At 57.5% G+C, this 20,841-nt stretch carries 23 protein-coding genes; 18 read left to right on the forward strand and 5 right to left on the reverse strand.

Annotated features, from left to right (window positions below):
- Positions 1-237 precede the first annotated feature (237 nt).
- From livH to ugpQ, 11 genes are all read left to right on the forward strand, one after another.
- Positions 238-1,164 (forward strand): high-affinity branched-chain amino acid ABC transporter permease LivH, encoded by a 927-nt coding sequence (livH, locus tag WFN61_RS17355; RefSeq protein ID WP_144818002.1) that lies wholly within the window; start codon positions 238-240, stop codon positions 1,162-1,164.
- Positions 1,161-2,438 carry a high-affinity branched-chain amino acid ABC transporter permease LivM gene (locus tag WFN61_RS17360; RefSeq protein ID WP_257758717.1) on the forward strand — a complete coding sequence of 426 codons (1,278 nt, stop codon included), beginning with the start codon at positions 1,161-1,163 and terminating at the stop codon, positions 2,436-2,438. Before livH ends, WFN61_RS17360 begins: the two co-directional genes overlap by 4 nt.
- Positions 2,435-3,202, forward strand: a complete 768-nt coding sequence (livG, locus tag WFN61_RS17365; RefSeq protein ID WP_103820364.1) for a high-affinity branched-chain amino acid ABC transporter ATP-binding protein LivG — start codon at positions 2,435-2,437, stop codon at positions 3,200-3,202. Before WFN61_RS17360 ends, livG begins: the two co-directional genes overlap by 4 nt.
- 17 nt (positions 3,203-3,219) lie before the next feature.
- A complete protein-coding gene (livF, locus tag WFN61_RS17370; RefSeq protein WP_042393287.1) occupies positions 3,220-3,933 on the forward strand; it encodes a high-affinity branched-chain amino acid ABC transporter ATP-binding protein LivF in 714 nt (237 codons plus the stop codon).
- 104 nt (positions 3,934-4,037) lie between these two features.
- Positions 4,038-4,259, forward strand: coding sequence for a type II toxin-antitoxin system Phd/YefM family antitoxin (locus WFN61_RS17375; RefSeq protein ID WP_257758716.1), 222 nt, complete (start codon positions 4,038-4,040; stop codon positions 4,257-4,259).
- Positions 4,256-4,624 carry a type II toxin-antitoxin system death-on-curing family toxin gene (locus WFN61_RS17380; protein ID WP_312282912.1) on the forward strand — a complete coding sequence of 123 codons (369 nt, stop codon included), beginning with the start codon at positions 4,256-4,258 and terminating at the stop codon, positions 4,622-4,624. Before WFN61_RS17375 ends, WFN61_RS17380 begins: the two co-directional genes overlap by 4 nt.
- Positions 4,625-4,790: 166 nt before the next feature.
- On the forward strand, positions 4,791-6,107 hold the full coding sequence (ugpB, locus tag WFN61_RS17385) for a sn-glycerol-3-phosphate ABC transporter substrate-binding protein UgpB (protein ID WP_337038987.1): 1,317 nt from the start codon (positions 4,791-4,793) through the stop codon (positions 6,105-6,107).
- Positions 6,108-6,178: 71 nt separating this feature from the next.
- Entirely contained in the window at positions 6,179-7,066 is an 888-nt protein-coding gene (ugpA, locus tag WFN61_RS17390; RefSeq protein WP_144818005.1) for a sn-glycerol-3-phosphate ABC transporter permease UgpA, read from the forward strand.
- A complete protein-coding gene (ugpE, locus tag WFN61_RS17395) occupies positions 7,063-7,908 on the forward strand; it encodes a sn-glycerol-3-phosphate ABC transporter permease UgpE (protein ID WP_337038988.1) in 846 nt (281 codons plus the stop codon). The genes ugpA and ugpE overlap by 4 nt, the downstream gene beginning before the upstream one ends.
- An 8-nt stretch (positions 7,909-7,916) precedes the next feature.
- Positions 7,917-8,990: a sn-glycerol-3-phosphate import ATP-binding protein UgpC gene (locus WFN61_RS17400; protein ID WP_257758714.1), complete on the forward strand. Its 1,074-nt coding sequence runs from the start codon at positions 7,917-7,919 to the stop codon at positions 8,988-8,990.
- The gene (gene ugpQ, locus WFN61_RS17405; protein ID WP_312282911.1) at positions 8,987-9,727 is read left to right on the forward strand and encodes a glycerophosphodiester phosphodiesterase; all 741 of its coding nucleotides are present in this window, start codon (positions 8,987-8,989) and stop codon (positions 9,725-9,727) included. The genes WFN61_RS17400 and ugpQ overlap by 4 nt, the downstream gene beginning before the upstream one ends.
- Here the strand turns inward: ugpQ and WFN61_RS17410 are convergent.
- Complete coding sequence (locus WFN61_RS17410) at positions 9,724-10,089, reverse strand: DUF2756 family protein (protein ID WP_144818009.1); 366 nt, start codon at positions 10,087-10,089, stop codon at positions 9,724-9,726. The genes ugpQ and WFN61_RS17410 overlap by 4 nt on opposite strands.
- A gap of 122 nt (positions 10,090-10,211) precedes the next feature.
- On the opposite strand from WFN61_RS17410, the gene ggt reads away from it, so the two are divergent.
- Positions 10,212-11,960: a gamma-glutamyltransferase gene (ggt, locus tag WFN61_RS17415; protein ID WP_312282910.1), complete on the forward strand. Its 1,749-nt coding sequence runs from the start codon at positions 10,212-10,214 to the stop codon at positions 11,958-11,960.
- A gap of 38 nt (positions 11,961-11,998) precedes the next feature.
- On the opposite strand, the gene yhhY is transcribed toward ggt, so the two are convergent.
- Entirely contained in the window at positions 11,999-12,487 is a 489-nt protein-coding gene (gene yhhY, locus WFN61_RS17420) for an N-acetyltransferase (RefSeq protein WP_222889341.1), read from the reverse strand.
- 350 nt (positions 12,488-12,837) lie between these two features.
- Here yhhY and WFN61_RS17425 point away from each other — a divergent pair, with 350 nt between their 5' ends.
- From WFN61_RS17425 to gntU, 5 genes are all read left to right on the forward strand, one after another.
- Positions 12,838-13,875: an oxidoreductase gene (locus tag WFN61_RS17425; RefSeq protein WP_337038989.1), complete on the forward strand. Its 1,038-nt coding sequence runs from the start codon at positions 12,838-12,840 to the stop codon at positions 13,873-13,875.
- 122 nt (positions 13,876-13,997) lie between these two features.
- The gene (locus WFN61_RS17430; RefSeq protein ID WP_312282909.1) at positions 13,998-14,693 is read left to right on the forward strand and encodes a pirin family protein; all 696 of its coding nucleotides are present in this window, start codon (positions 13,998-14,000) and stop codon (positions 14,691-14,693) included.
- Positions 14,694-14,794: 101 nt separating this feature from the next.
- On the forward strand, positions 14,795-15,790 hold the full coding sequence (gntR, locus tag WFN61_RS17435; protein ID WP_222889344.1) for a gluconate operon transcriptional repressor GntR: 996 nt from the start codon (positions 14,795-14,797) through the stop codon (positions 15,788-15,790).
- 137 nt (positions 15,791-15,927) lie between these two features.
- Entirely contained in the window at positions 15,928-16,449 is a 522-nt protein-coding gene (gntK, locus tag WFN61_RS17440) for a gluconokinase (protein ID WP_222889345.1), read from the forward strand.
- Positions 16,450-16,466: 17 nt separating this feature from the next.
- Positions 16,467-17,807 (forward strand): gluconate transporter, encoded by a 1,341-nt coding sequence (gntU, locus tag WFN61_RS17445; RefSeq protein ID WP_144818016.1) that lies wholly within the window; start codon positions 16,467-16,469, stop codon positions 17,805-17,807.
- A 47-nt stretch (positions 17,808-17,854) separates the two neighbouring features.
- Here the strand turns inward: gntU and WFN61_RS17450 are convergent, their stop codons facing one another.
- The 3 genes from WFN61_RS17450 to WFN61_RS17460 all read right to left on the reverse strand — a co-directional run bounded on the left by WFN61_RS17450 (position 17,855) and on the right by WFN61_RS17460 (position 19,523).
- Positions 17,855-18,607, reverse strand: a complete 753-nt coding sequence (locus WFN61_RS17450; RefSeq protein WP_257758711.1) for a Fic/DOC family protein — start codon at positions 18,605-18,607, stop codon at positions 17,855-17,857.
- Positions 18,608-18,620: 13 nt separating this feature from the next.
- On the reverse strand, positions 18,621-18,866 hold the full coding sequence (locus tag WFN61_RS17455; RefSeq protein WP_257758710.1) for a hypothetical protein: 246 nt from the start codon (positions 18,864-18,866) through the stop codon (positions 18,621-18,623).
- 63 nt (positions 18,867-18,929) lie between these two features.
- Complete coding sequence (locus WFN61_RS17460; protein ID WP_042393172.1) at positions 18,930-19,523, reverse strand: YhgN family NAAT transporter; 594 nt, start codon at positions 19,521-19,523, stop codon at positions 18,930-18,932.
- Between the two features lie 176 nt (positions 19,524-19,699).
- Between WFN61_RS17460 and asd the strand changes: the two genes are divergently transcribed.
- Positions 19,700-20,806: an aspartate-semialdehyde dehydrogenase gene (gene asd, locus WFN61_RS17465; protein ID WP_313574477.1), complete on the forward strand. Its 1,107-nt coding sequence runs from the start codon at positions 19,700-19,702 to the stop codon at positions 20,804-20,806.
- Positions 20,807-20,841 lie beyond the last annotated feature (35 nt).

Genomic DNA, 20,841 nt, shown 5'->3' on the forward strand with positions numbered 1-20,841 from the left:
GTTCAATAAAAGTACAGAATGCTTTTTAACCATAATAAAACAAAATATATACACATCACGACGGTAATGGGGATTTCAGGTTATGAGAAGGAACGCGAAGACGTTGAGCGCGGGTGCGATTGCACGGATAAGGGATTTGAGTTCGGTGTCTTTGAATGGCATGCCGATGGTTCGTCTTCGGTAGCTCAGTAAATCTCAATCGCCCGCTTAGCCGGGCGAGTTTAGAAAGGTTACGTTATGTCCGAGCAGTTTCTCTACTTCCTGCAGCAGATGTTTAACGGCGTGACGCTGGGAAGCACCTATGCACTTATCGCCATCGGTTACACCATGGTCTACGGCATTATCGGCATGATCAACTTCGCCCACGGCGAGGTCTATATGATCGGTAGCTATGTCTCCTTTATGATCATCGCCGCCCTGATGATGATGGGCATCGACAGCAGCTGGCTGCTGGTGGCCGCCGGATTCGTTGGCGCGATTGTGATCGCCAGCGCCTACGGCTGGAGTATCGAACGGGTGGCCTATCGCCCGGTGCGTAATTCTAAACGCCTGATCGCGCTGATCTCCGCCATCGGGATGTCCATCTTCCTGCAAAACTACGTTAGCCTGACCGAAGGGTCACGTGACGTGGCGCTGCCAAGCCTGTTCAACGGTCAGTGGACTATCGGCAGCAGCGAGAACTTCTCCGCCTCGATCACCACCATGCAGCTGGTGATCTGGATCGTCACCTTCGTTGCCATGCTGGCGCTGACTCTGTTCATCCGCTACTCCCGCATGGGCCGCGCCTGCCGCGCCTGCGCGGAAGATTTAAAGATGGCCAGCCTGCTGGGAATTAACACCGACCGCGTTATCGCGCTCACCTTCGTGATCGGTGCGGCGATGGCCGCCGTGGCGGGCGTGCTGCTCGGCCAGTTCTACGGCGTGATTAACCCCTACATCGGCTTTATGGCCGGGATGAAGGCCTTTACCGCCGCGGTGCTGGGTGGGATCGGCAGTATTCCTGGCGCGATGATTGGCGGCCTGATCCTCGGCGTGGCCGAATCGCTCTCCTCCGCGTATCTGAGTACCGAGTATAAAGATGTGGTGTCGTTTGCGCTGCTGATCCTGGTGCTGTTGGTAATGCCAACCGGTATCCTGGGCCGCCCGGAGGTTGAAAAAGTATGAAACCGATGCATTTTGCGATGGCGCTGCTCTCCGCTGCGCTCTTCTTTGTGCTGGCCGGCGTCTTTATGGGCGTCCAGCTGAGTCTCGACGGCACTAAGCTGGTAGTCGGCAGCGCGGCGGATATCCGCTGGCAGTGGGTCTTTATCGGCACCGCCGTGGTCTTTCTGTTCCAGCTTCTGCGTCCACTGATGCAAAAAGGGCTGAAGAACGTCTCCGGGCCGAAGTTTATCCTGCCCGCCATTGACGGGTCGACGGTTAAGCAGAAGCTGTTCCTTGTTGCCCTGCTGGTCGCTGCCGTGGCGTGGCCGTTTGTGGTCTCACGCGGCACGGTGGATATCGCCACCCTGACCATGATCTACATTATCCTCGGCCTCGGGCTGAACGTGGTGGTCGGCCTCTCGGGTCTGCTGGTGCTGGGCTACGGCGGCTTCTACGCCATCGGAGCCTATACCTTTGCCCTGCTGAACCACTATTACGGCCTCGGCTTCTGGACCTGCCTGCCGCTGGCGGGGCTGGTGTCCGCCGCGGCGGGCTTCCTGCTGGGCTTCCCGGTGCTGCGCCTGCGCGGTGACTATCTGGCGATCGTGACCCTCGGCTTCGGCGAGATCGTGCGTATTCTGCTGCTCAACAACACCGAAGTGACCGGTGGCCCGAACGGTATCAGCCAGATCCCGAAACCGACGCTGTTTGGCCTTGAGTTTAGCCGTACCGCCCGCGAAGGCGGCTGGGATACCTTCAGCAACTTCTTCGGCGTGAAGTACGATCCCAGCGACCGGGTTGTGTTCCTCTACCTGGTGGCGCTGCTGCTGATGGTCTTTACCCTGTTCGTGATCAACCGCCTGCTGCGCATGCCGCTGGGCCGGGCGTGGGAAGCGCTGCGTGAGGATGAGATCGCCTGCCGCTCGCTGGGCCTCAATCCGACCCGCATCAAGCTGACCGCCTTTACCATCAGCGCCGGGTTTGCTGGCTTTGCCGGTACGCTGTTCGCCGCCCGTCAGGGCTTCGTCAGCCCGGAATCCTTTACCTTTGCCGAGTCCGCCTTTGTGCTGGCGATTGTGGTGCTGGGTGGGATGGGCTCGCAGTTCGCGGTTATCCTTGCGGCGATCCTGCTGGTGGTCTCCCGTGAGCTGATGCGTGATTTCAATGAGTACAGCATGTTAATGCTGGGTGGTCTGATGGTACTGATGATGATTTGGCGTCCTGAAGGCTTGCTGCCAATGACCCGTCCGCAGTTGAAACTGAAAAGCGGACACGTGAAAGGAGAGCAGGCATGAGTGAGCCATTACTGTCCGTTAACGGCCTGATGATGCGCTTCGGCGGGCTGCTGGCGGTAAACAACGTCGCGCTGGATCTGCATCCGCAGGAGATTGTCTCCCTGATTGGGCCAAACGGCGCGGGCAAAACCACGGTCTTTAACTGCCTGACCGGCTTCTATAAGCCCACCGGCGGCACCATCATGCTGCGTGACCAGCACCTGGAAGGGCTGCCGGGGCAGCAGATTGCCCGCATGGGCGTGGTGCGTACCTTCCAGCACGTGCGTCTGTTCCGGGAGATGACGGTGATTGAGAACCTGCTGGTGGCCCAGCATCAGCAGCTCAAGACCGGCCTCTTCTCCGGCCTGCTGAAAACGCCTGCTTTCCGCCGCGCCCAGAGTGAAGCGCTGGATCGCGCTGCGACCTGGCTAGACCGCATCGGGCTGCTGGCGCACGCTAACCGTCAGGCCAGCAACCTGGCCTACGGCGACCAGCGTCGTCTGGAGATCGCTCGCTGCATGGTGACCCAGCCGGAGATCCTGATGCTGGACGAGCCAGCGGCCGGGCTGAACCCGAAAGAGACCAAAGAGCTGGACGAGCTGATCGTTGAGCTGCGTAACCATCACAACACCACTATTCTGCTGATTGAGCACGATATGAAGCTGGTGATGGGTATCTCCGACCGTATCTACGTGGTAAACCAGGGCACGCCGCTGGCAAACGGCACGCCGGAGCAGATTCGTAACAACCCGGACGTGATCCGCGCCTATTTAGGTGAAGCATAATGGGGGCGAGGCCTAAGATGGAAAACGTGATGTTATCTTTTGACCAGGTAAGTGCCCACTATGGCAAAATCCAGGCGCTGCACGACGTCAGCCTGCATATCAACCAGGGTGAAATCGTCACCCTGATCGGGGCCAACGGCGCGGGTAAGACCACGCTGCTCGGTACCCTGTGCGGCGATCCGCGCGCCAGCAGCGGGCGCATTGTCTTTGATGGTAAAGACATTACCGACTGGCAGACGGCGAAAATCATGCGTGAAGCGGTGGCGATTGTCCCGGAAGGGCGACGCGTCTTCTCGCGCATGACGGTAGAGGAGAACCTGGCGATGGGCGGTTTCTTTGCCGATCGTGACCAGTTCCATACCCGCCTCAAGTGGGTTTATGAGCTGTTCCCACGCCTGCACGAGCGCCGTATTCAGCGGGCCGGGACCATGTCCGGCGGCGAGCAGCAGATGCTGGCCATCGGTCGGGCACTGATGAGCCAGCCGCGTCTGCTGCTGCTCGACGAGCCCTCTCTTGGTCTTGCGCCGATCATTATCCAGCAGATCTTTGACACCATCGAGCAGCTGCGCAAAGAGGGGATGACCATCTTCCTCGTGGAGCAGAACGCCAACCAGGCGCTGAAGCTCGCCGATCGCGGCTACGTGCTGGAGAACGGTCGCGTGGTGCTGTCCGATACCGGCGACGCGCTGCTGGCCAACGAAGCGGTGCGCAGCGCCTACCTCGGCGGCTAAGTAAGTTCCTTTCCAGGCCCTGCGACAAGCTTGCTGGGCCTGGAAATGCTCACGCTTCTGTACGGGTTAGTTGTACAATAAACGCGTACTTAAGAGGAGGCGCTATGCGTACAATGAGCTACAGTGAAGTCCGACAAAATCTTGCAGCGGCGCTGGATTCGGCAGCGGCTGGCACACCGGTAACCATTACGCGTCGCGGGCACAAGCCAGCGGTGATCATCAGCACTGAAGAGTTTGAACGTTACCAGGCGGCAAAGCTGGATGCGGAATTTGACGCCATCATGAGCGTACATGGCAACGAAATCAGGGAACTGGCCGATAAATGACGCTTCAGTTCATCTCAGCAGAAGAGATTATACGTTTTCACGATAAGCTTCTAAGCGTAACGCCAGGCGTAGCGGGCATGCCCGACCCGGGGCGAGCTGAAGCCTTGCTGTATCGCGTCTTAAACAAACATGAATACGAAGGGATATCCGATATCTGGACCCTCGCCGCGATGCACCTGCTTGCCATCTCCCGTGGACATATCTTTAACGACGGTAATAAACGTACGGCCCTGTTCATCACGCTGCTGTTCCTTAAGCGTAACGGCATCTCGCTGCCAGCTAAGGCCGATTACGTCGAGCTAACGGTGGCCGCGGCTGCGGGTCAGCTGTCACTTGAGGAGATCGCCCACCGTCTGCGCGGGTAAGATTTACCCGCCATCGTACCGTCACCGTTTCATCATCCCTCTGCCGCCTCCCTGTCATACTTTTGTAAACAAACGGTTATTTTTCTGTCATTTGAGCGTGTCATGTTACTTCGCGAGCACGAAAAGCGTGATATCGCGCATCCGGCACAACAAGAGAGATAACCGAATGATATCGTTACGACATACAGCTTTAGGATTAGCGTTAGGTCTGGCGTTTGCAGGTCAGGCTATGGCAGTGACCACCATTCCGTTCTGGCATTCGATGGAAGGGCAGCTGGGTAAAGAGGTGGACTCCCTGGCGCAACGTTTTAATGATACCCATCCAGATTACAAAATTGTGCCGGTCTACAAAGGCAACTACGAGCAGAGCCTGAGCGCCGGGATTGCCGCCTTCCGTACCGGTAACGCCCCTGCCATTTTGCAGGTCTATGAAGTCGGCACCGCGACCATGATGGCCTCGAAAGCCATTAAGCCGGTGTATGAAGTGTTCAGCGATGCGGGTATCAAGTTTGACGAGTCGCAGTTTGTGCCGACCGTCTCCGGCTACTACACCGATGCGAAATCCGGCCATCTGCTCTCCCAGCCGTTCAACAGCTCCACTCCGGTGCTCTACTACAACAAAGATGCCTTCAAAAAAGCGGGCTTAGATCCAGAGCAGCCGCCGAAAACCTGGCAGGATCTTGCTGCCTACACCGCGAAGCTAAAAGCAGCCGGCATGAAGTGCGGCTACGCCAGCGGCTGGCAGGGCTGGATCCAGATCGAAAACTTCAGCGCCTGGCACGGTCTGCCGGTCGCCACTAAAAACAACGGCTTTGACGGCACCGACGCGGTGCTGGCGTTCAACAAGCCGGAGCAGGTCAAGCACATCGCGATGCTGGCCGATCTCAACAAAAAAGGCGACTTCAGCTACTTCGGGCGCAAGGATGAGTCCACCGAGAAGTTCTATAACGGTGACTGCGCGATCACTACCGCCTCGTCTGGTTCGCTGGCGGATATTCGTCAGTACGCCAAATTTAACTACGGCGTGGGCATGATGCCGTATGACGCCGACGTGAAGGGCGCGCCGCAGAACGCCATCATCGGCGGGGCCAGCCTGTGGGTGATGCAGGGCAAAGATAAACCGACCTATACCGGCGTTGCCCAGTTCCTTGAGTTCCTGGCGAAGCCGGAAAATGCGGCCGAGTGGCACCAGAAGACCGGCTATCTGCCGATCACCACCGCCGCTTACGATCTGACCCGCGAGCAGGGCTTCTACGACAAGAATCCAGGCGCGGATATCGCCACCCGCCAGATGCTGAACAAGCCGCCGTTGCCGTTCACCAAAGGGCTGCGCCTCGGCAACATGCCGCAGATCCGCACCATCGTGGATGAAGAGCTGGAGTCGGTCTGGACCGGCAAGAAAACCCCGCAGCAGGCGCTGGACAGCGCGGTAGAGCGTGGTAACCAGCTGCTGCGCCGCTTTGAGCAGTCCACCAAATCATAAACGTTGCAGCAATCCGTAGGCCGGGTCAGGCGTAGCCGCCACCCGGCGTTTTCTCAGGAATAAAACGCCCTATGTCATCATCCCGTCCGGTATTCCGCTCGCGCTGGCTTCCCTATGCGCTGGTCGCGCCGCAGCTGATTATTACCGTTATCTTTTTTATCTGGCCCGCGGGTGAAGCGCTGTGGTACTCGGTGCAGAGCGTCGATCCGTTCGGTCTCTCCAGCCAGTTCGTTGGGCTGGACAACTTTATGGCGTTGCTGCATGACAGCTACTATCTGGACTCCTTCTGGACGACGATAAAGTTCAGCGCGCTGGTGACCTTCTCTGGCCTGCTGGCCTCGCTCTTTTTTGCCGCGCTGGTAGATTACGTGGTGCGCGGCAGCCGCTTTTATCAGACGCTGATGCTGCTGCCCTACGCCGTGGCACCTGCCATCGCCGCCGTGCTGTGGATCTTTCTCTTCAACCCGGGGCGCGGGCTGATTACCCACGCGCTGGAGCAGATTGGCTACAGCTGGAACCATGCCCAGAACAGCGGCCAGGCGATGTTTCTGGTGGTTTTTGCCTCGGTGTGGAAGCAGATCAGCTACAACTTTCTCTTCTTCTTCGCCGCGCTACAGTCAATTCCCCGCTCGCTGGTAGAGGCCGCCGCCATTGACGGTGCCGGACCGGTGCGTCGCTTCTTCCAGCTTTCGCTGCCGCTGATCGCCCCCGTCAGCTTCTTTCTGCTGGTGGTCAACCTGGTGTATGCCTTCTTCGATACCTTCCCGGTGATCGATGCCGCGACCGCCGGTGGACCGGTGCAGGCCACTACCACGCTGATCTACAAGATCTACCGGGAAGGCTTTGCCGGGCTGGATCTCTCCGCCTCTGCCGCCCAGTCGGTGGTGCTGATGCTGCTGGTGATCGCCCTGACGGTCGTCCAGTTCCGCTACGTCGAGAGTAAGGTGCGCTACCAATGATTGAAAACCGACGCGGGCTGACCCTCTTCAGCCATGTGATGCTGATCCTCGGCATCGCCGCCATTCTCTTTCCGCTCTACGTCGCCTTTGTGGCAGCCACGCTGGACAACCGGGCGGTGTTCGAGACGCCGATGACGCTGATCCCCGGCAGCCATCTGCTGGATAACCTGAAGACCATCTGGCTGCAGGGTGTGGGAGCCAACAGCGCGCCGTTTTGGCTACTGCTGCTCAACAGCTTCATCATGGCTTTTAGCATTACGGTAGGGAAGATTGCGGTTTCGATGGTCTCTGCTTTTGCCATCGTCTGGTTCCGCTTCCCGCTGCGCAATCTCTTCTTCTGGATGATCTTTATCACCCTGATGCTGCCGGTGGAGGTGCGTATCTTCCCGACGGTAGAGGTGATCGCCAACCTGAAGATGCTCGACAGCTACACCGGGCTGACGCTGCCCCTGATGGCCTCGGCCACCGCGACTTTCCTGTTTCGTCAGTTCTTTATGACCCTGCCGGACGAGCTGATCGAAGCCGCGCGCATTGACGGCGCATCGCCGATGCGCTTTTTCCGCGACATCGTGCTGCCGCTGTCGAAAACCAACCTTGCGGCGCTGTTTGTCATCACCTTTATCTACGGCTGGAATCAGTACCTGTGGCCGCTGCTGATCGTCAGCGACGTCAACCTGGGCACTGCCGTGGCGGGAATTAAAGGGATGATTGCTACCGGGGAGGGCACTACCCAGTGGAACCAGGTGATGGCGGCGATGCTGCTGACCCTGATTCCCCCCGTTGTTATCGTATTAGCCATGCAGCGTGCCTTTGTGCGTGGCCTGGTCGACAGTGAGAAGTAGGTAAAAACATGGCTGGATTAAAACTACAGGCAGTAAGCAAAAGCTGGGACGGCGGCAAGACTCAGGTGATCCAACCCCTGACCCTGGACGTGTCGGATGGCGAATTTATCGTGATGGTCGGCCCCTCCGGCTGCGGCAAGTCGACCCTGCTGCGGATGGTGGCCGGGCTGGAACGGGTCACCAGCGGCGACGTCTGGATCGACCGCCAGCGGGTAACCGAGATGGAGCCGAAAGAGCGCGGCATCGCCATGGTATTCCAGAACTATGCCCTCTATCCGCACATGAGCGTGGAAGAGAATATGGCGTGGGGATTAAAAATTCGCGGCATGGGTAAAGCGCACATCGCCGAGCGGGTCAAAGAGGCAGCGCGTATTCTGGAGCTGGATAGCCTGCTGAAACGTCGCCCGCGCGAGCTTTCCGGCGGCCAGCGTCAGCGCGTAGCGATGGGCCGGGCGATCGTCCGCGATCCTGCCGTCTTTCTGTTTGATGAGCCGCTCTCCAACCTCGACGCCAAGCTGCGTGTCCAGATGCGTCTCGAATTGCAGCAGCTGCACCGCCGCCTGAAGACCACTTCGCTCTACGTCACCCACGATCAGGTTGAGGCCATGACCCTGGCGCAGCGGGTGATGGTGATGAACAAGGGCGTGGCGGAGCAGATCGGCACGCCGGTAGAAGTGTATGAGAAACCGGCCAGCCGCTTTGTGGCGAGCTTTATCGGCAGTCCGGCGATGAACCTGCTGGATGGGCGCATCAGCACCGCCGGGGATCACTTTGAGCTGGAGAGCGGTATGGCTCTGCCCATCAACTGGTACTACCGGGGCTACGCCGGGCGCAAGATGACGCTGGGTATCCGCCCGGAGCATATTACGCTAAGCTCACAATCCGCAGGCGGCATTCCGCTGGTAATAGATACCCTGGAGATGCTGGGGGCGGATAACCTGGCCCACGGCCGCTGGGGCGAGCAGAAGCTGGTGGTGCGGCTGCCGCATCACGATCGCCCGACACCGGGCAGCACGCTGTGGCTGAACATGCCCGAGAGCCACCTGCACCTTTTTGATGGTGAAACAGGACAACGTTTATGAGTCACTGGCCTTACCCCACTGTTGTCGCCCATCGCGGCGGCGGCAAGCTGGCCCCGGAGAATACCCTCGCGGGCATCGATACCGGCGCGCGCCTCGGTCACACCATGATCGAGTTTGACGTCAAGCTCTCCCGCGACGGGGAGATCTTTCTGCTGCACGACGATAACCTGGAGCGCACCAGCAACGGCTGGGGCGTGGCGGGCGATCTGCCGTGGAGCGATCTGCTGAAGGTGGATGCAGGGAGCTGGTTTAGCGGCGCGTTCAAGGGCGAGCCGCTGCCGCTGCTCTCGCAGGTGGCGGATCGCTGCCGGCAGCATGGCATGATGGCTAACATTGAGATCAAGCCGACCACCGGTACCGGGCCGCTGACGGGAAAAACGGTGGCGCTGGCGGCGCGGGCGCTCTGGCAGGGCATGACGCGGCCGCTGCTCTCCTCATTTGAGATTGACGCTCTGGAGGCCGCGCAGCAGGCCGCCCCGGAGCTGCCGCGCGGTCTGCTGCTGGACGCGTGGCGCGAAGACTGGCGCGCGCTAGCAACGCGCCTCGGCTGCGTCTCGCTGCACCTTAACCACAAGCTGCTGGATGAACAGCGGACGGCAGAGATTAAAGCAGCCGGGCTGCATATTCTGGTCTACACCGTCAATCAGCCCCAGCGTGCGGCGGAGCTGCTACGCTGGGGCGTGGACTGCATCTGTACCGATCGCATCGACACTATCGGCCCGGATTTCCAGCCCTAAGGACTCATCGTCTTCAGGGGAATAGTGGGCTGCGGCGTACCGGACGGATTTAGCATGCTGCCGCTAGTGTTGGGCAACATCTGTTCGCGGCTGTTATCCAGTCTGCCCGGCTGCGAATCCAGCATGCGCTGGGAGTTGTTATTGATCTGCGACTCCAGGTGCTGTTGCTGCATGCGCGTCTGGGTCTGAAGCTGCTGGTTCAACATGCCTTTCTGCTGGCTTTGCTGATTCAGCATCTGGGTCTGCATCCGCTGCTGGCTGGGGATTTGATACCCCGGCTGGTTCGGGTTATTCATGGTATTGATCGGCTGCGCGAAAACGCTAAGCGGTAGCAACAGAGCCAGAGATAAGAGGTATTTCATCGTGATGTCCTCCTGTAGGTGGATCAGTTAAGTTTACTTGCTCAGCGCAAAGACTGTGCGTTTTTTAGCGTTGTGAACCAGGATTAAGCAGCAATATCAGCCATTTTTCCTGGAGAATAATGATGAGTAAGCCTAAGTTTGCGCACTGGGCCGCTATCGCGGCGCTGGTCGCTGGAAGCTGTTTTGGCGTGGCCGCCGCGCCGCAGCCGGAAGCGCCCCCCGTCTCCTACGGCGTTGAAGCCGATACTTTCCACCCGGTGCGCGAGCAGCAGGGGATGGTGGCGTCGGTGGATGCCGCCGCCACCCGCGTGGGTGTTGATATTCTAAAGCAGGGCGGTAACGCGGTGGATGCCGCCGTAGCGGTGGGCTACGCGCTGGCGGTGACTCATCCGCAGGCCGGAAACCTCGGCGGCGGCGGATTTATGCTGCTGCGTACCAGAGACGGGACTACCACCGCCATCGACTTCCGTGAGATGGCCCCAGCCCAGGCCAGCCGGGATATGTTCCTCGACGACCAGGGCAACCCCGACAGTAAAAAATCCCTGACCTCTCATCTGGCGACCGGTACCCCCGGCACGGTGGCGGGTTTCTCATTGGCGCTGGAGAAGTACGGCACGCTGCCGCTGAACAAGGTGGTACAGCCCGCCATCAAGCTGGCCCGGCAGGGTTTTACGGTTAATGACGCCCTGGCGGAGGATCTGAAAACCTACGGCAGCGAAGTCTTGCCCAATCACGACAACAGCAAGGCGATCTTCTGGAAAAATGGCGAGCCGCTGAAGAAAGGTGACAAGCTGGTTCAGGCTAATCTGGCCAAGAGCCTGGAGATGATTGCCGAGCTGGGGCCGGATGCCTTCTATAAGGGGGCGATTGCCGATCAGATCGCCCAGGAGATGAGCAAGAACGGCGGCCTGATTACCAAAGAGGATCTGGCGGCCTACCGGGCGGTGGAGCGCACCCCCATCAGCGGCGACTACCGAGGTTATCAGGTCTTCTCCATGCCGCCGCCCTCCTCAGGCGGGATCCATATCGTGCAGATCCTTAATATCCTTGAAAACTTCGACCTGGCGAAATATGGCTTTGGCAGCGCGGATGCCATGCAGGTGATGGCCGAGGCAGAGAAGTACGCCTATGCCGACCGCTCGGAGTACCTTGGCGACCCGGACTTTGTCAAAGTGCCGTGGCAGGCGCTTACCAATAAAGAGTATGCCAAATCCATTGCCCAGCAGATCGACGTTAACAAGGCCAGGCCGTCGAGCCAGATCCGCCCCGGCAAGCTGGCGCCTTACGAGAGTAACCAGACTACCCACTTCTCGGTGGTGGATAAGGACGGTAACGCGGTGGCGGTGACCTATACCCTGAACACCGTCTTTGGCACCGGGATTGTGGCGGGCAATACCGGCATTCTGCTTAACAACGAGATGGATGACTTCTCGGCCAAGCCGGGCGTGCCAAACGTGTATGGGCTGGTGGGTGGCGATGCCAACGCCGTGGGGCCAAACAAGCGTCCGCTTTCGTCGATGTCGCCAACCATCGTTGTTAAAGACGGTAAAACCTGGCTGGTGACCGGCAGCCCTGGCGGGAGCCGAATTATCACCACCGTGCTGCAAATGGTGGTCAACAGCATCGATTTTAAAATGAACGTGGCCGAAGCGACTAACGCGCCGCGCTTCCATCATCAGTGGCTGCCTGACGAGCTGCGCGTAGAGAAGGGCTTTAGCCCGGATACGCTGAAAATGCTGGAGCAGAAGGGACAGAAAGTGGCGCTGAAGGAGGCGATGGGCAGCACCCAAAGCATCATGGTAGGTGAAGACGGGGCGCTGTATGGCGCGTCGGATCCGCGTTCGGTGGATGACTTAACGGCGGGGTATTAATGTATAGGCCGGGTGGCGCTGTGCCACCCGGCAATCTCTTATTTCATCCGTGCCATAAAGTAGGAGTCCACCAGCTCGCCGTTGCGCAGAGCGTACTTTTTGGCGGTGCCTTCGATCTCAAATCCATGCTTGCGGTAGAGCGCGACAGCGGCCTCGTTATCGGCATATACCGACAGTTCTATCCGCTCAATGCGCAGCCAGTTCTCGCACACATCAATCATGGCTTTCATCAGGGCGCTGGCGACGCCCCGCTGGCGAAAGGCGGGCGAGACGGCAAGACCAAACTCTGCCGCGTGGCTGCGGCGCGGGTTCTGCTCTACGCTGATGCCAATGTGCCCGGCGACTTCCCCATCAATGGTGGCGACGAGCATGCGGTGGCCGGGCCGGGGCTTAACGCGCTCCTGCCAAAGCTCCTGAGAGGGGTAGGGTAGCTGTAGTAGATGGTGATACATCTCCGGCTGCGCTGACATCAGGCGTAATGGCTCGGCATCGCGGGCTTCGACGTGGCGTATCACTATCTCACTCATTTTCCTCTATCCTCAGTTAGTTAACACTCCTCTCCAACATCCGTTAATTCAAAATCTTCGTCAACTGCCATTTTTTGCAAAAAGTATTAGACAAGTGCGAATGATAATGATTATTATTGCTATGCGTTCAGGCGCTACTACGGTGAACCTGAAAGCACGACATTGCTCACATTGCTTCCAGTATTAATTTAGCCAGCCTATGCTGGCTTTTTTTTTAGCTATGTATCAACCTGGCTTATTTGCCATTTTGCCTGCACCCGTAGGCCCGATAAGCGCAGCGCCATCGGGCGTGTTACGGTGCTCTACTTTGCGCTATGGTTATGGGCACTGTTTTAAAAAAGAGGTGACCCATGACTCTGCACTGCGCATTTATCGGCTTTGGTAAAAGTACCACCCGCTACCACCTTCCCTATGTTCTCAATCGCAAAGCGAGCTGGCACGTGGCACACATCTTCCGCCGCCATCCCAAGCCGGAAGAGCAGTATCCTCAGTATCAGCACATCCACTTCACCAGCGATCTCGACGAGGTACTCAACGATCCACAGGTGAAGCTGGTGATCGTCTGCACCCATGCCGATAGCCACTTTGAGTACGCGAAGCGCGCTCTGGAGGCGGGTAAAAACGTGCTGGTAGAGAAGCCTTTTACCCCCTCGATGGCCGAAGCCATTACCCTGTTCGAGCTGGCGAGAAGCAAAGGCCTCACCGTTACGCCCTACCAGAACCGTCGCTTTGACAGCTGTTTCCTGACGGCGAAAAAAGCCATTGAGAGCGGCAAGCTGGGTGAGATTGTCGAAATCGAGAGCCACATTGACTACTTCCGTCCGGTAGCAGAGACCAAACCGGGCCTGCCGCAGGACGGCATGTTCTTTGGCCTCGGCGTGCATACCCTGGATCAGATCATCTCCCTGTTTGGTCGCCCGGACCATGTCGCCTATGACATCCGCAGCCTGCGTAATAAAGCCAACCCGGACGACACCTTTGAGGCGCAACTCTTTTACGGCGACCTGAAGGCGATTGTGAAGACCAGCCACTATGTCAAAATCGACTACCCGAAATTTATCATCCACGGTACCCGCGGCTCGTTTATCAAGTATGGGATTGACCAGCAGGAGACCAGCCTGAAGGCCAATATTATGCCGGGCGAGGCTGGGTTTGCTGCCGACGACACCCTGGCGACGCTGGAGTACCTCAACGACGCCGGAGAGACGGTGCGCGAAGAGTGGCAGCCGGAGCCAGGCGACTATGGCCGCGTCTACGATGCCCTTTATGCCACCCTGACAGAAGGCGCAGAAAACTACGTCAAGGAATCTGAGGTGTTAACCAACCTTGAGATCCTCGAACGCGGGTTTGAGCAGGCCGCACCTGCCACGGTAACCCTCGCAAAATAAGGTTTTTTGCTGTTTTATAAGTTGTTCATAATTTTTGAACAGAGGAGTCAATTTTCACCCTCTATCATCCTGGGTCGATCGGGTACAAACTTACTCCATCGAAAACAGTCGGGGGTGAAAAAATGATTTTCTTACGCAAAGCAAACGAACGTGGTCACGCAAATCATGGTTGGCTGGACTCATGGCATACCTTCTCTTTTGCCAACTACTATGATACAAATTTTATGGGTTTCTCGGCGCTGCGCGTCATTAATGACGACATGATTGACGCCGGCCAGGGTTTTGGTACCCATCCCCATAAAGACATGGAAATTTTAACCTACGTGCTGGAAGGGGCGGTGGAGCACGAAGATAGCATGGGTAATAAAGAGCAGGTGCCAGCCGGTGAGTTTCAGATCATGAGCGCCGGAACCGGGGTACGCCACTCTGAGTACAACCCGAGCAAAACAGCGCCTCTGCACCTGTATCAAATCTGGATCATTCCAGAAAAAACCGGCATTGCACCGCGCTACGAGCAGCGCCGCTTTGACGCCGCCCATGGTCGCCAGCTGGTGCTCTCTCCAGATGCCCGGGACGGCTCGCTGAAAGTGAACCAGGATATGGAGCTCTCCCGCTGGGCGCTGTCACAAGACGAGCAGGGGGATTACCAGATTACCGCCGGACGTAAGGTGTGGATCCAGGTGGTGAAAGGTAGCGTCTCTGTTAACGGGACCACCGCCACCACTGCTGATGGTCTGGCTATCTGGGACGAGCAGGCGCTGTCGATTCATGCAGACAGCGACAGTGAAATCCTGCTGTTCGACCTGCCACCGGTATGATGTGTTAAATAAAGTGCGCCACCTCTCCTTATCAGCGGGGAGGTTGCGCCTGCGTCGTGGTAAACTAAAACAATGTTCTCCCGTTTACCCCGCTCAGGACGATGAAAAAGAAAAGACCCGTACTTCAGGACGTTGCAGATCGCGTTGGCGTGACCAAAATGACCGTCAGCCGTTTTTTACGCAACCCGGAGCAAGTCTCCGTGGCGCTGCGTGGCAAAATTGCAGCGGTGCTGGACGAGCTGGGCTACATTCCTAATCGCGCACCTGACATCCTCTCAAACGCTACCAGCCGCGCTATCGGCGTGCTGCTTCCCTCTCTGACCAACCAGGTCTTCGCTGAAGTGCTGCGCGGTGTCGAAAGCGTCACCGATGCCCATGGCTATCAGACCATGTTGGCCCACTATGGCTACAAGCCGGAGATGGAGGAGGAGCGGCTGGAGTCAATGCTGTCGTGGAACATCGACGGCCTGATCCTTACCGAGCGTAGCCATACGCCGCGGACCCTAAAGATGATCGAGGTGGCGGGTATTCCGGTGGTGGAGCTGATGGACAGCTGCTCGCCGTGTCTCGACATCGCCGTTGGCTTTGATAACTTCGATGCTGCCCGCCAGATGACTGCGGCCATCGTGGCGCGCGGCCATCACCACGTCGCCTATCTTGGTGCACGTCTCGACGAACGTACTATTATCAAACAGCAGGGGTATGAGCAGGCGATGCGCGACGCCGGCCTGACGCCGTACAGCGTGATGATGGAGCAATCCTCGTCGTACTCATCCGGCATTGAACTGATGCGCCAGGCGCGCCGCGAATATCCGCAGCTCAACGGTATTTTTTGTACCAATGATGACCTTGCGGTGGGGGCGGCGTTCGAGTGCCAACGTTTAGGATTAAAAATCCCGGATGACATGGCGATTGCCGGTTTCCACGGCCATGATATTGGCCAGGTGATGGAGCCTCAGCTGGCGAGCGTGCTGACGCCGCGTGAACGCATGGGCCGCATTGGTGCCGAGCGCCTGCTGGCGCGCATTCGCGGTGAGGTCGTGACGCCGAAAATGTTAGATTTAGGTTTCACATTATCACCAGGTGGATCTATTTAGTCTGACAAATTTGAAGTAGCTCACACTTATTCACTTCGGAGAGTACGGCTTATTGCTTCTCACTCGCCCCAGCAGGAAAATGTTACCGATAACTGTTACCCGTAACAATCTACCTTTTGTCTCTGTGGGAGCGACCTTTGAGCACGACTAATCACGATCACCACGTTTATGTCCTGATGGGCGTATCCGGCAGTGGAAAATCCGCCGTTGCCAGCGAAGTAGCCCATCAGCTGCATGCCGCGTTCCTGGATGGCGACTTTCTCCATCCGCGCAGCAATATCACCAAAATGGCCGCTGGCGAGCCGTTGAACGATGACGACCGCAAGCCCTGGCTGCAGGCGCTGAACGATGCCGCCTTCGCGATGCAGCGCACCAATAAAGTGTCGCTGATCGTCTGCTCGGCGCTGAAAAAGAGCTATCGCGATCTGCTGCGCGACGGCAATCCCAACCTCTCCTTTATCTACCTGAAGGGTGATTTCGACGTGATCGAAGCCCGCCTCAAAGCGCGTAAAGGCCACTTCTTCAAGACGCAGATGCTGGTGACTCAGTTTGAAGCGCTGGAGGAGCCAAAGGCAGACGAGAGCGACGTATTAATTGTGGATATCGACCAGCCGCTCGACGGCGTGGTGGCCAGCACTATTGATGTGATTAATAAATAAAAAATTAAGGCAGTACAGTGGGTACTTTAACGCTTGTTTTGACAGCGGTCGGCTCGGTTTTGCTGCTGCTGTTTTTAGTGATGAAGGCACGTCTTCACGCCTTCATTGCTTTGATGGTGGTTTCTATTGGCGCAGGGCTCTTTTCCGGCATGCCGCTCGACGCCATTGCCAAAACCATGGAAAAAGGCATGGGCGGCACGCTGGGCTTCCTCGCCATAGTGGTCGCGCTGGGAGCGATGTTCGGCAAAATTCTGCATGAGACCGGCGCGGTGGATCAGATCGCGGTCAGGATGCTGAAATCTTTCGGCCACAGCCGGGCGCACTATGCTATCGGCCTTGCGGGGCTGATCTGTGCGCTGCCGCTCTTCTTTGAAGTGGCGATTGTGCTGCTGATCAGCGTCGCCTTCTCCATGGCGCGCCATACGGGCACTAACCTGGTTAAGCTGGTCATCCCGCTATTTGCCGGGGTTGCGGCGGCGGCGGCCTTCCTGCTGCCGGGGCCAGCGCCGATGCTGCTGGCGTCTCAGATGCACGCCGACTTTGGCTGGATGATCCTGATCGGCCTCTGCGCGGCGATCCCGGGCATGCTGGTTGCCGGGCCGCTGTGGGGCAACTTTATCAGCCGCTACGTTGAGCTGCATATTCCGGATGATATCAGCGAGCCGCATCTCGGCGAAGGCAAGATGCCGTCGTTCGGCTTCAGCCTGGCGCTGATCCTGCTGCCGCTGGTGCTGGTCGGCCTGAAAACCATCGCCGCCCGCTTCGTTGAGCAGGGCTCTACGCTTTACGAGTGGCTGGAGTTTATCGGCCATCCGTTTACCGCCATCCTGGTGGCGTGCCTGGTCGCCATCTACGGCCTGGCGTATCGTCAGGGCATGGCGAAAGACAAAGTGATGGCGATCTGCGGGACGGCGTTGCAGCCGGCGGGCATTATTCTGCTGGTGATCGGTGCAGGCGGCGTCTTTAAGCAGGTGCTGGTGGATTCCGGCGTCGGTCCGGCCCTGGGCGAAGCGTTGACCGGCATGGGCCTGCCTATTGCTATCACCTGCTTCGTGCTGGCTGCGGCGGTGCGTATTATTCAAGGGTCGGCAACGGTGGCCTGTTTGACCGCGGTGGGTCTGGTGATGCCGGTGATTGAGCAGCTGCACTTCTCTGGCGCACAGATGGCTGCGCTGTCGATCTGCATCGCAGGCGGCTCTATCGTGGTTAGCCACGTCAATGATGCTGGCTTCTGGCTGTTCGGTAAGTTTACCGGCGCAACCGAAGCACAGACGCTGAAGACGTGGACGATGATGGAAACCATCCTCGGCACCACGGGCGCGATTGTCGGGATGATTGCCTTCTCGCTGCTAAGCTAAACTTCTGCTATCAAAAAGGCAGCCCCTTTTAGCGGCTGCCTTTTTGTTTAATGTGAGTGGGGATCTGAAGAGGAGTAATACCGGGTTACAGCGTAGAGTCTCTGAATCTCAGGATCGTCCAAGTTGCCATAAGACACATTCTCTTTGTCTAACCCATCAAGTCCCTTAATACCTGCAATCAGTTCAGGCCATTGATCACGGTTTGATATATCTACAACGAATGGTTTCAGGTAGGCATTGAGATAACCTTTGGCAGGATCGCCAATCTCAGCGCTAAGCGCATATAAATAATCATCTTTATCAGTCTGAGCCCAGTCGATGGCGAAGCCTGCGCGGAACGCGAGCTCCATAAAAACTAACAAAATCGTTCGCCCGTTACCATCAAGAAAAGGATGAGCAAAAGCTAAAAGCCCCATCACCTCGCCAGGTTTTGCTTTGAAATTCTCACAGTCTGCTGCCAGTCGTAACGCATAATCTACAGCAAGTTTAATACCCTTGGGATGTTCGAAAGTTGTATGACGTGGATTGTCAGCGGAGCCCTTAAAGACGGCCAGGTTAGGTGTCAACGCATGACGGTCACGCCCGGCCCAGGGATAAAAATCCGAAAAGAGAAGTTCATGAACCTTAAGTAGCGACGTGTAATTTATGGACTTCAGAGAGGAGAGAAAGCTAATCGCGTCTTCTATTCCCAGTTCAAACACAAGGTGCTCAGACTGTTTCACCTCATTAGGGTCTTTCAACCCTAATGAGTTTTGTAAATATCCGGCCGTTTCGAAGTCACCGAATGGGTCAAAAATCATACACAGATCCCTGTCAGATTTTCCGCTTTTCCTTGAGATAGTCAGCCTGAAGTGAAAGCGTTTCGGCTTTCGTGAGCACGCCTTTCCTCTTCAAATTGACGAGTAACTGCTCAACGTTATCAAGAATGACAGTATCGCCAGCCAGACGCGTAATGGCCATAGCCATGCGGCTCGTGCTGTCACACTTATCTGACACATGGTGAAAGGCAGCAAGATGACGAACCTTGCTCGCCACACTCGGAGAAAGATTTTTAGGCATAAAATTTACCTCCTATAGTGTACAAATTTTAGCATACTGCCCCCCGGGCGTCTTCAGGTACCGCTACCCCTTCATCCACACCCGAATGCCGTCCAGGAACATCTGGGTTGCCAGCATGACCAGCACCAGTCCCATCAGACGCTCCAGCGCGTTAACCCCTTTCTCACCGAGCAGGCGTAAAAACAGCGTCGACTGCAGCAGAATCGCCACCGTGCCGCCCCACGCCAGCATCAGGGCGATCACCAGATGGCCCATCTGATTCGGATACTGGTGCGAAAGCAGCATTAGCGTGGCGAGCAGAGTGGGGCCCGCCACCAGCGGGATCGCCAGCGGTACAATAAACGGCTCTTCACCGGCGGGCATGCCGTAGCTGCCACCCTCGGGGCTGGGGAAGATCATCTTAATGGCGATTAAGAACAGGATAATGCCGCCGGAGATAGAGACGGTCTCGGCGCGCAGGTTCAGGAATGAGAGGATCTTCTCGCCGGCAAAAAGGAAAATCAGCATCAGCAGCAGGGCAATCAGCAGCTCGCGGATCATAATCGCCCGGCGGCGCTTCGGTTCGGTATGCTTTAATACCGACATAAAGATAGGCAGGTTGCCAAGCGGATCCATAATCAGGATCAACAGCACCGCGATGGAGAGGATATCATTCATTGCTTCGTTTCCCTGAGGCACGCCCTAAACGGCCGCTGATAAGCGCTATTTCTGACGGCGACACTATCATTGATTAATTTCACTTGCGACTTTAGCTGCATTTTGTAATGTGTGAGGTATACCAGTAAAAAGATCTGGATCGCTCAAACAGCACCCACCTCTGCAGGAAATACGCTATGAAAAATGTTGGTTTTATCGGCTGGCGCGGTATGGTCGGCTCTGTACTCATGCAACGCATGGTAGAAGAGCACGACTTTGATGCCATTCGCCCCGTCTTCTTCTCTACGTCCCAGCTTGGCCAGCCAGCACCGACCTTCGGTACAGGGGCGGCGGGCACGCTGCAGGACGCATTTGATCTGGAGGCGCTGAAGGCACTCGACATCATTGTTACCTGCCAGGGCGGCGATTATACCAATGAAATCTATCCAAAGCTTCGTGAAAGCGGCTGGCAGGGATACTGGATCGACGCGGCCTCCTCGCTGCGCATGAAAGATGATGCCATCATCATTCTTGACCCGGTGAACCAGGACGTTATTACCCAGGGCCTGAACAACGGAGTGAAAACCTTTGTCGGCGGCAACTGCACCGTTAGCCTGATGCTGATGTCGCTGGGTGGCCTGTTTGCCGAGAACCTGGTGGATTGGGTTTCGGTTGCTACCTACCAGGCGGCCTCCGGCGGCGGCGCGCGCCACATGCGTGAGCTGCTGGCGCAGATGGGCCAGCTGCACAGCCACGTTGCCGGCGAGCTGGCGGATCCGGCCTCGGCTATCCTTGATATCGAGCGTAAGGTCACGACGCTCTCCCGCAGCGGCGAGCTGCCGGTTGATAACTTCGGCGTACCGCTGGCGGGCAGCCTGATCCCGTGGATTGATAAGCAGCTTGATAACGGCCAGAGTCGTGAAGAGTGGAAGGGCCAGGCAGAGACCAACAAGATCCTCAATACCGATCTGGTTATTCCGGTGGATGGCCTCTGCGTGCGCGTGGGTGCGCTGCGCTGCCACAGCCAGGCTTTTACCATCAAGCTGAAGAGAGATGTCTCTATCCCAACCGTTGAGTCTCTGCTGGCGGCCCACAATCAGTGGGCGAAAGTGGTGCCGAACGACCGTGAGATCACCATGCGTGAGCTGACCCCGGCGGCGGTCACCGGCACGCTGACTACCCCGGTTGGCCGTCTGCGCAAGCTCAACATGGGGCCGGAGTATCTCTCCGCCTTCACCGTCGGCGATCAGCTATTGTGGGGAGCCGCCGAGCCGCTACGACGGATGCTGCGCCAGCTGGCGTAACGATCACTGTTTATGAGGAGGTGCTGCGTCACCTC

The organism is Pseudescherichia sp. AS216 (assembly GCF_037152055.1).
Lineage (GTDB): Bacteria > Pseudomonadota > Gammaproteobacteria > Enterobacterales > Enterobacteriaceae > Pseudescherichia.

Coding starts and splice junctions, on each gene's coding strand:
- asd (WP_313574477.1), top strand. CDS start 19,700: ATGAAAAATGTTGGTTTTATCGGCTGGCGCGGTATGGTCGGCTCTGTA.
- WFN61_RS17375 (WP_257758716.1), top strand. CDS start 4,038: ATGCGTACAATGAGCTACAGTGAAGTCCGACAAAATCTTGCAGCGGCG.
- WFN61_RS17430 (WP_312282909.1), top strand. CDS start 13,998: ATGATTTTCTTACGCAAAGCAAACGAACGTGGTCACGCAAATCATGGT.
- ugpB (WP_337038987.1), top strand. CDS start 4,791: ATGATATCGTTACGACATACAGCTTTAGGATTAGCGTTAGGTCTGGCG.
- WFN61_RS17425 (WP_337038989.1), top strand. CDS start 12,838: ATGACTCTGCACTGCGCATTTATCGGCTTTGGTAAAAGTACCACCCGC.
- livG (WP_103820364.1), top strand. CDS start 2,435: ATGAGTGAGCCATTACTGTCCGTTAACGGCCTGATGATGCGCTTCGGC.
- ugpQ (WP_312282911.1), top strand. CDS start 8,987: ATGAGTCACTGGCCTTACCCCACTGTTGTCGCCCATCGCGGCGGCGGC.
- WFN61_RS17410 (WP_144818009.1), bottom strand. CDS start 10,089: ATGAAATACCTCTTATCTCTGGCTCTGTTGCTACCGCTTAGCGTTTTC.
- WFN61_RS17380 (WP_312282912.1), top strand. CDS start 4,256: ATGACGCTTCAGTTCATCTCAGCAGAAGAGATTATACGTTTTCACGAT.
- WFN61_RS17455 (WP_257758710.1), bottom strand. CDS start 18,866: ATGCCTAAAAATCTTTCTCCGAGTGTGGCGAGCAAGGTTCGTCATCTT.
- WFN61_RS17450 (WP_257758711.1), bottom strand. CDS start 18,607: ATGATTTTTGACCCATTCGGTGACTTCGAAACGGCCGGATATTTACAA.
- yhhY (WP_222889341.1), bottom strand. CDS start 12,487: ATGAGTGAGATAGTGATACGCCACGTCGAAGCCCGCGATGCCGAGCCA.
- WFN61_RS17360 (WP_257758717.1), top strand. CDS start 1,161: ATGAAACCGATGCATTTTGCGATGGCGCTGCTCTCCGCTGCGCTCTTC.
- livH (WP_144818002.1), top strand. CDS start 238: ATGTCCGAGCAGTTTCTCTACTTCCTGCAGCAGATGTTTAACGGCGTG.
- livF (WP_042393287.1), top strand. CDS start 3,220: ATGGAAAACGTGATGTTATCTTTTGACCAGGTAAGTGCCCACTATGGC.
- ugpA (WP_144818005.1), top strand. CDS start 6,179: ATGTCATCATCCCGTCCGGTATTCCGCTCGCGCTGGCTTCCCTATGCG.
- WFN61_RS17460 (WP_042393172.1), bottom strand. CDS start 19,523: ATGAATGATATCCTCTCCATCGCGGTGCTGTTGATCCTGATTATGGAT.
- gntR (WP_222889344.1), top strand. CDS start 14,795: ATGAAAAAGAAAAGACCCGTACTTCAGGACGTTGCAGATCGCGTTGGC.
- ugpE (WP_337038988.1), top strand. CDS start 7,063: ATGATTGAAAACCGACGCGGGCTGACCCTCTTCAGCCATGTGATGCTG.
- ggt (WP_312282910.1), top strand. CDS start 10,212: ATGAGTAAGCCTAAGTTTGCGCACTGGGCCGCTATCGCGGCGCTGGTC.
- WFN61_RS17400 (WP_257758714.1), top strand. CDS start 7,917: ATGGCTGGATTAAAACTACAGGCAGTAAGCAAAAGCTGGGACGGCGGC.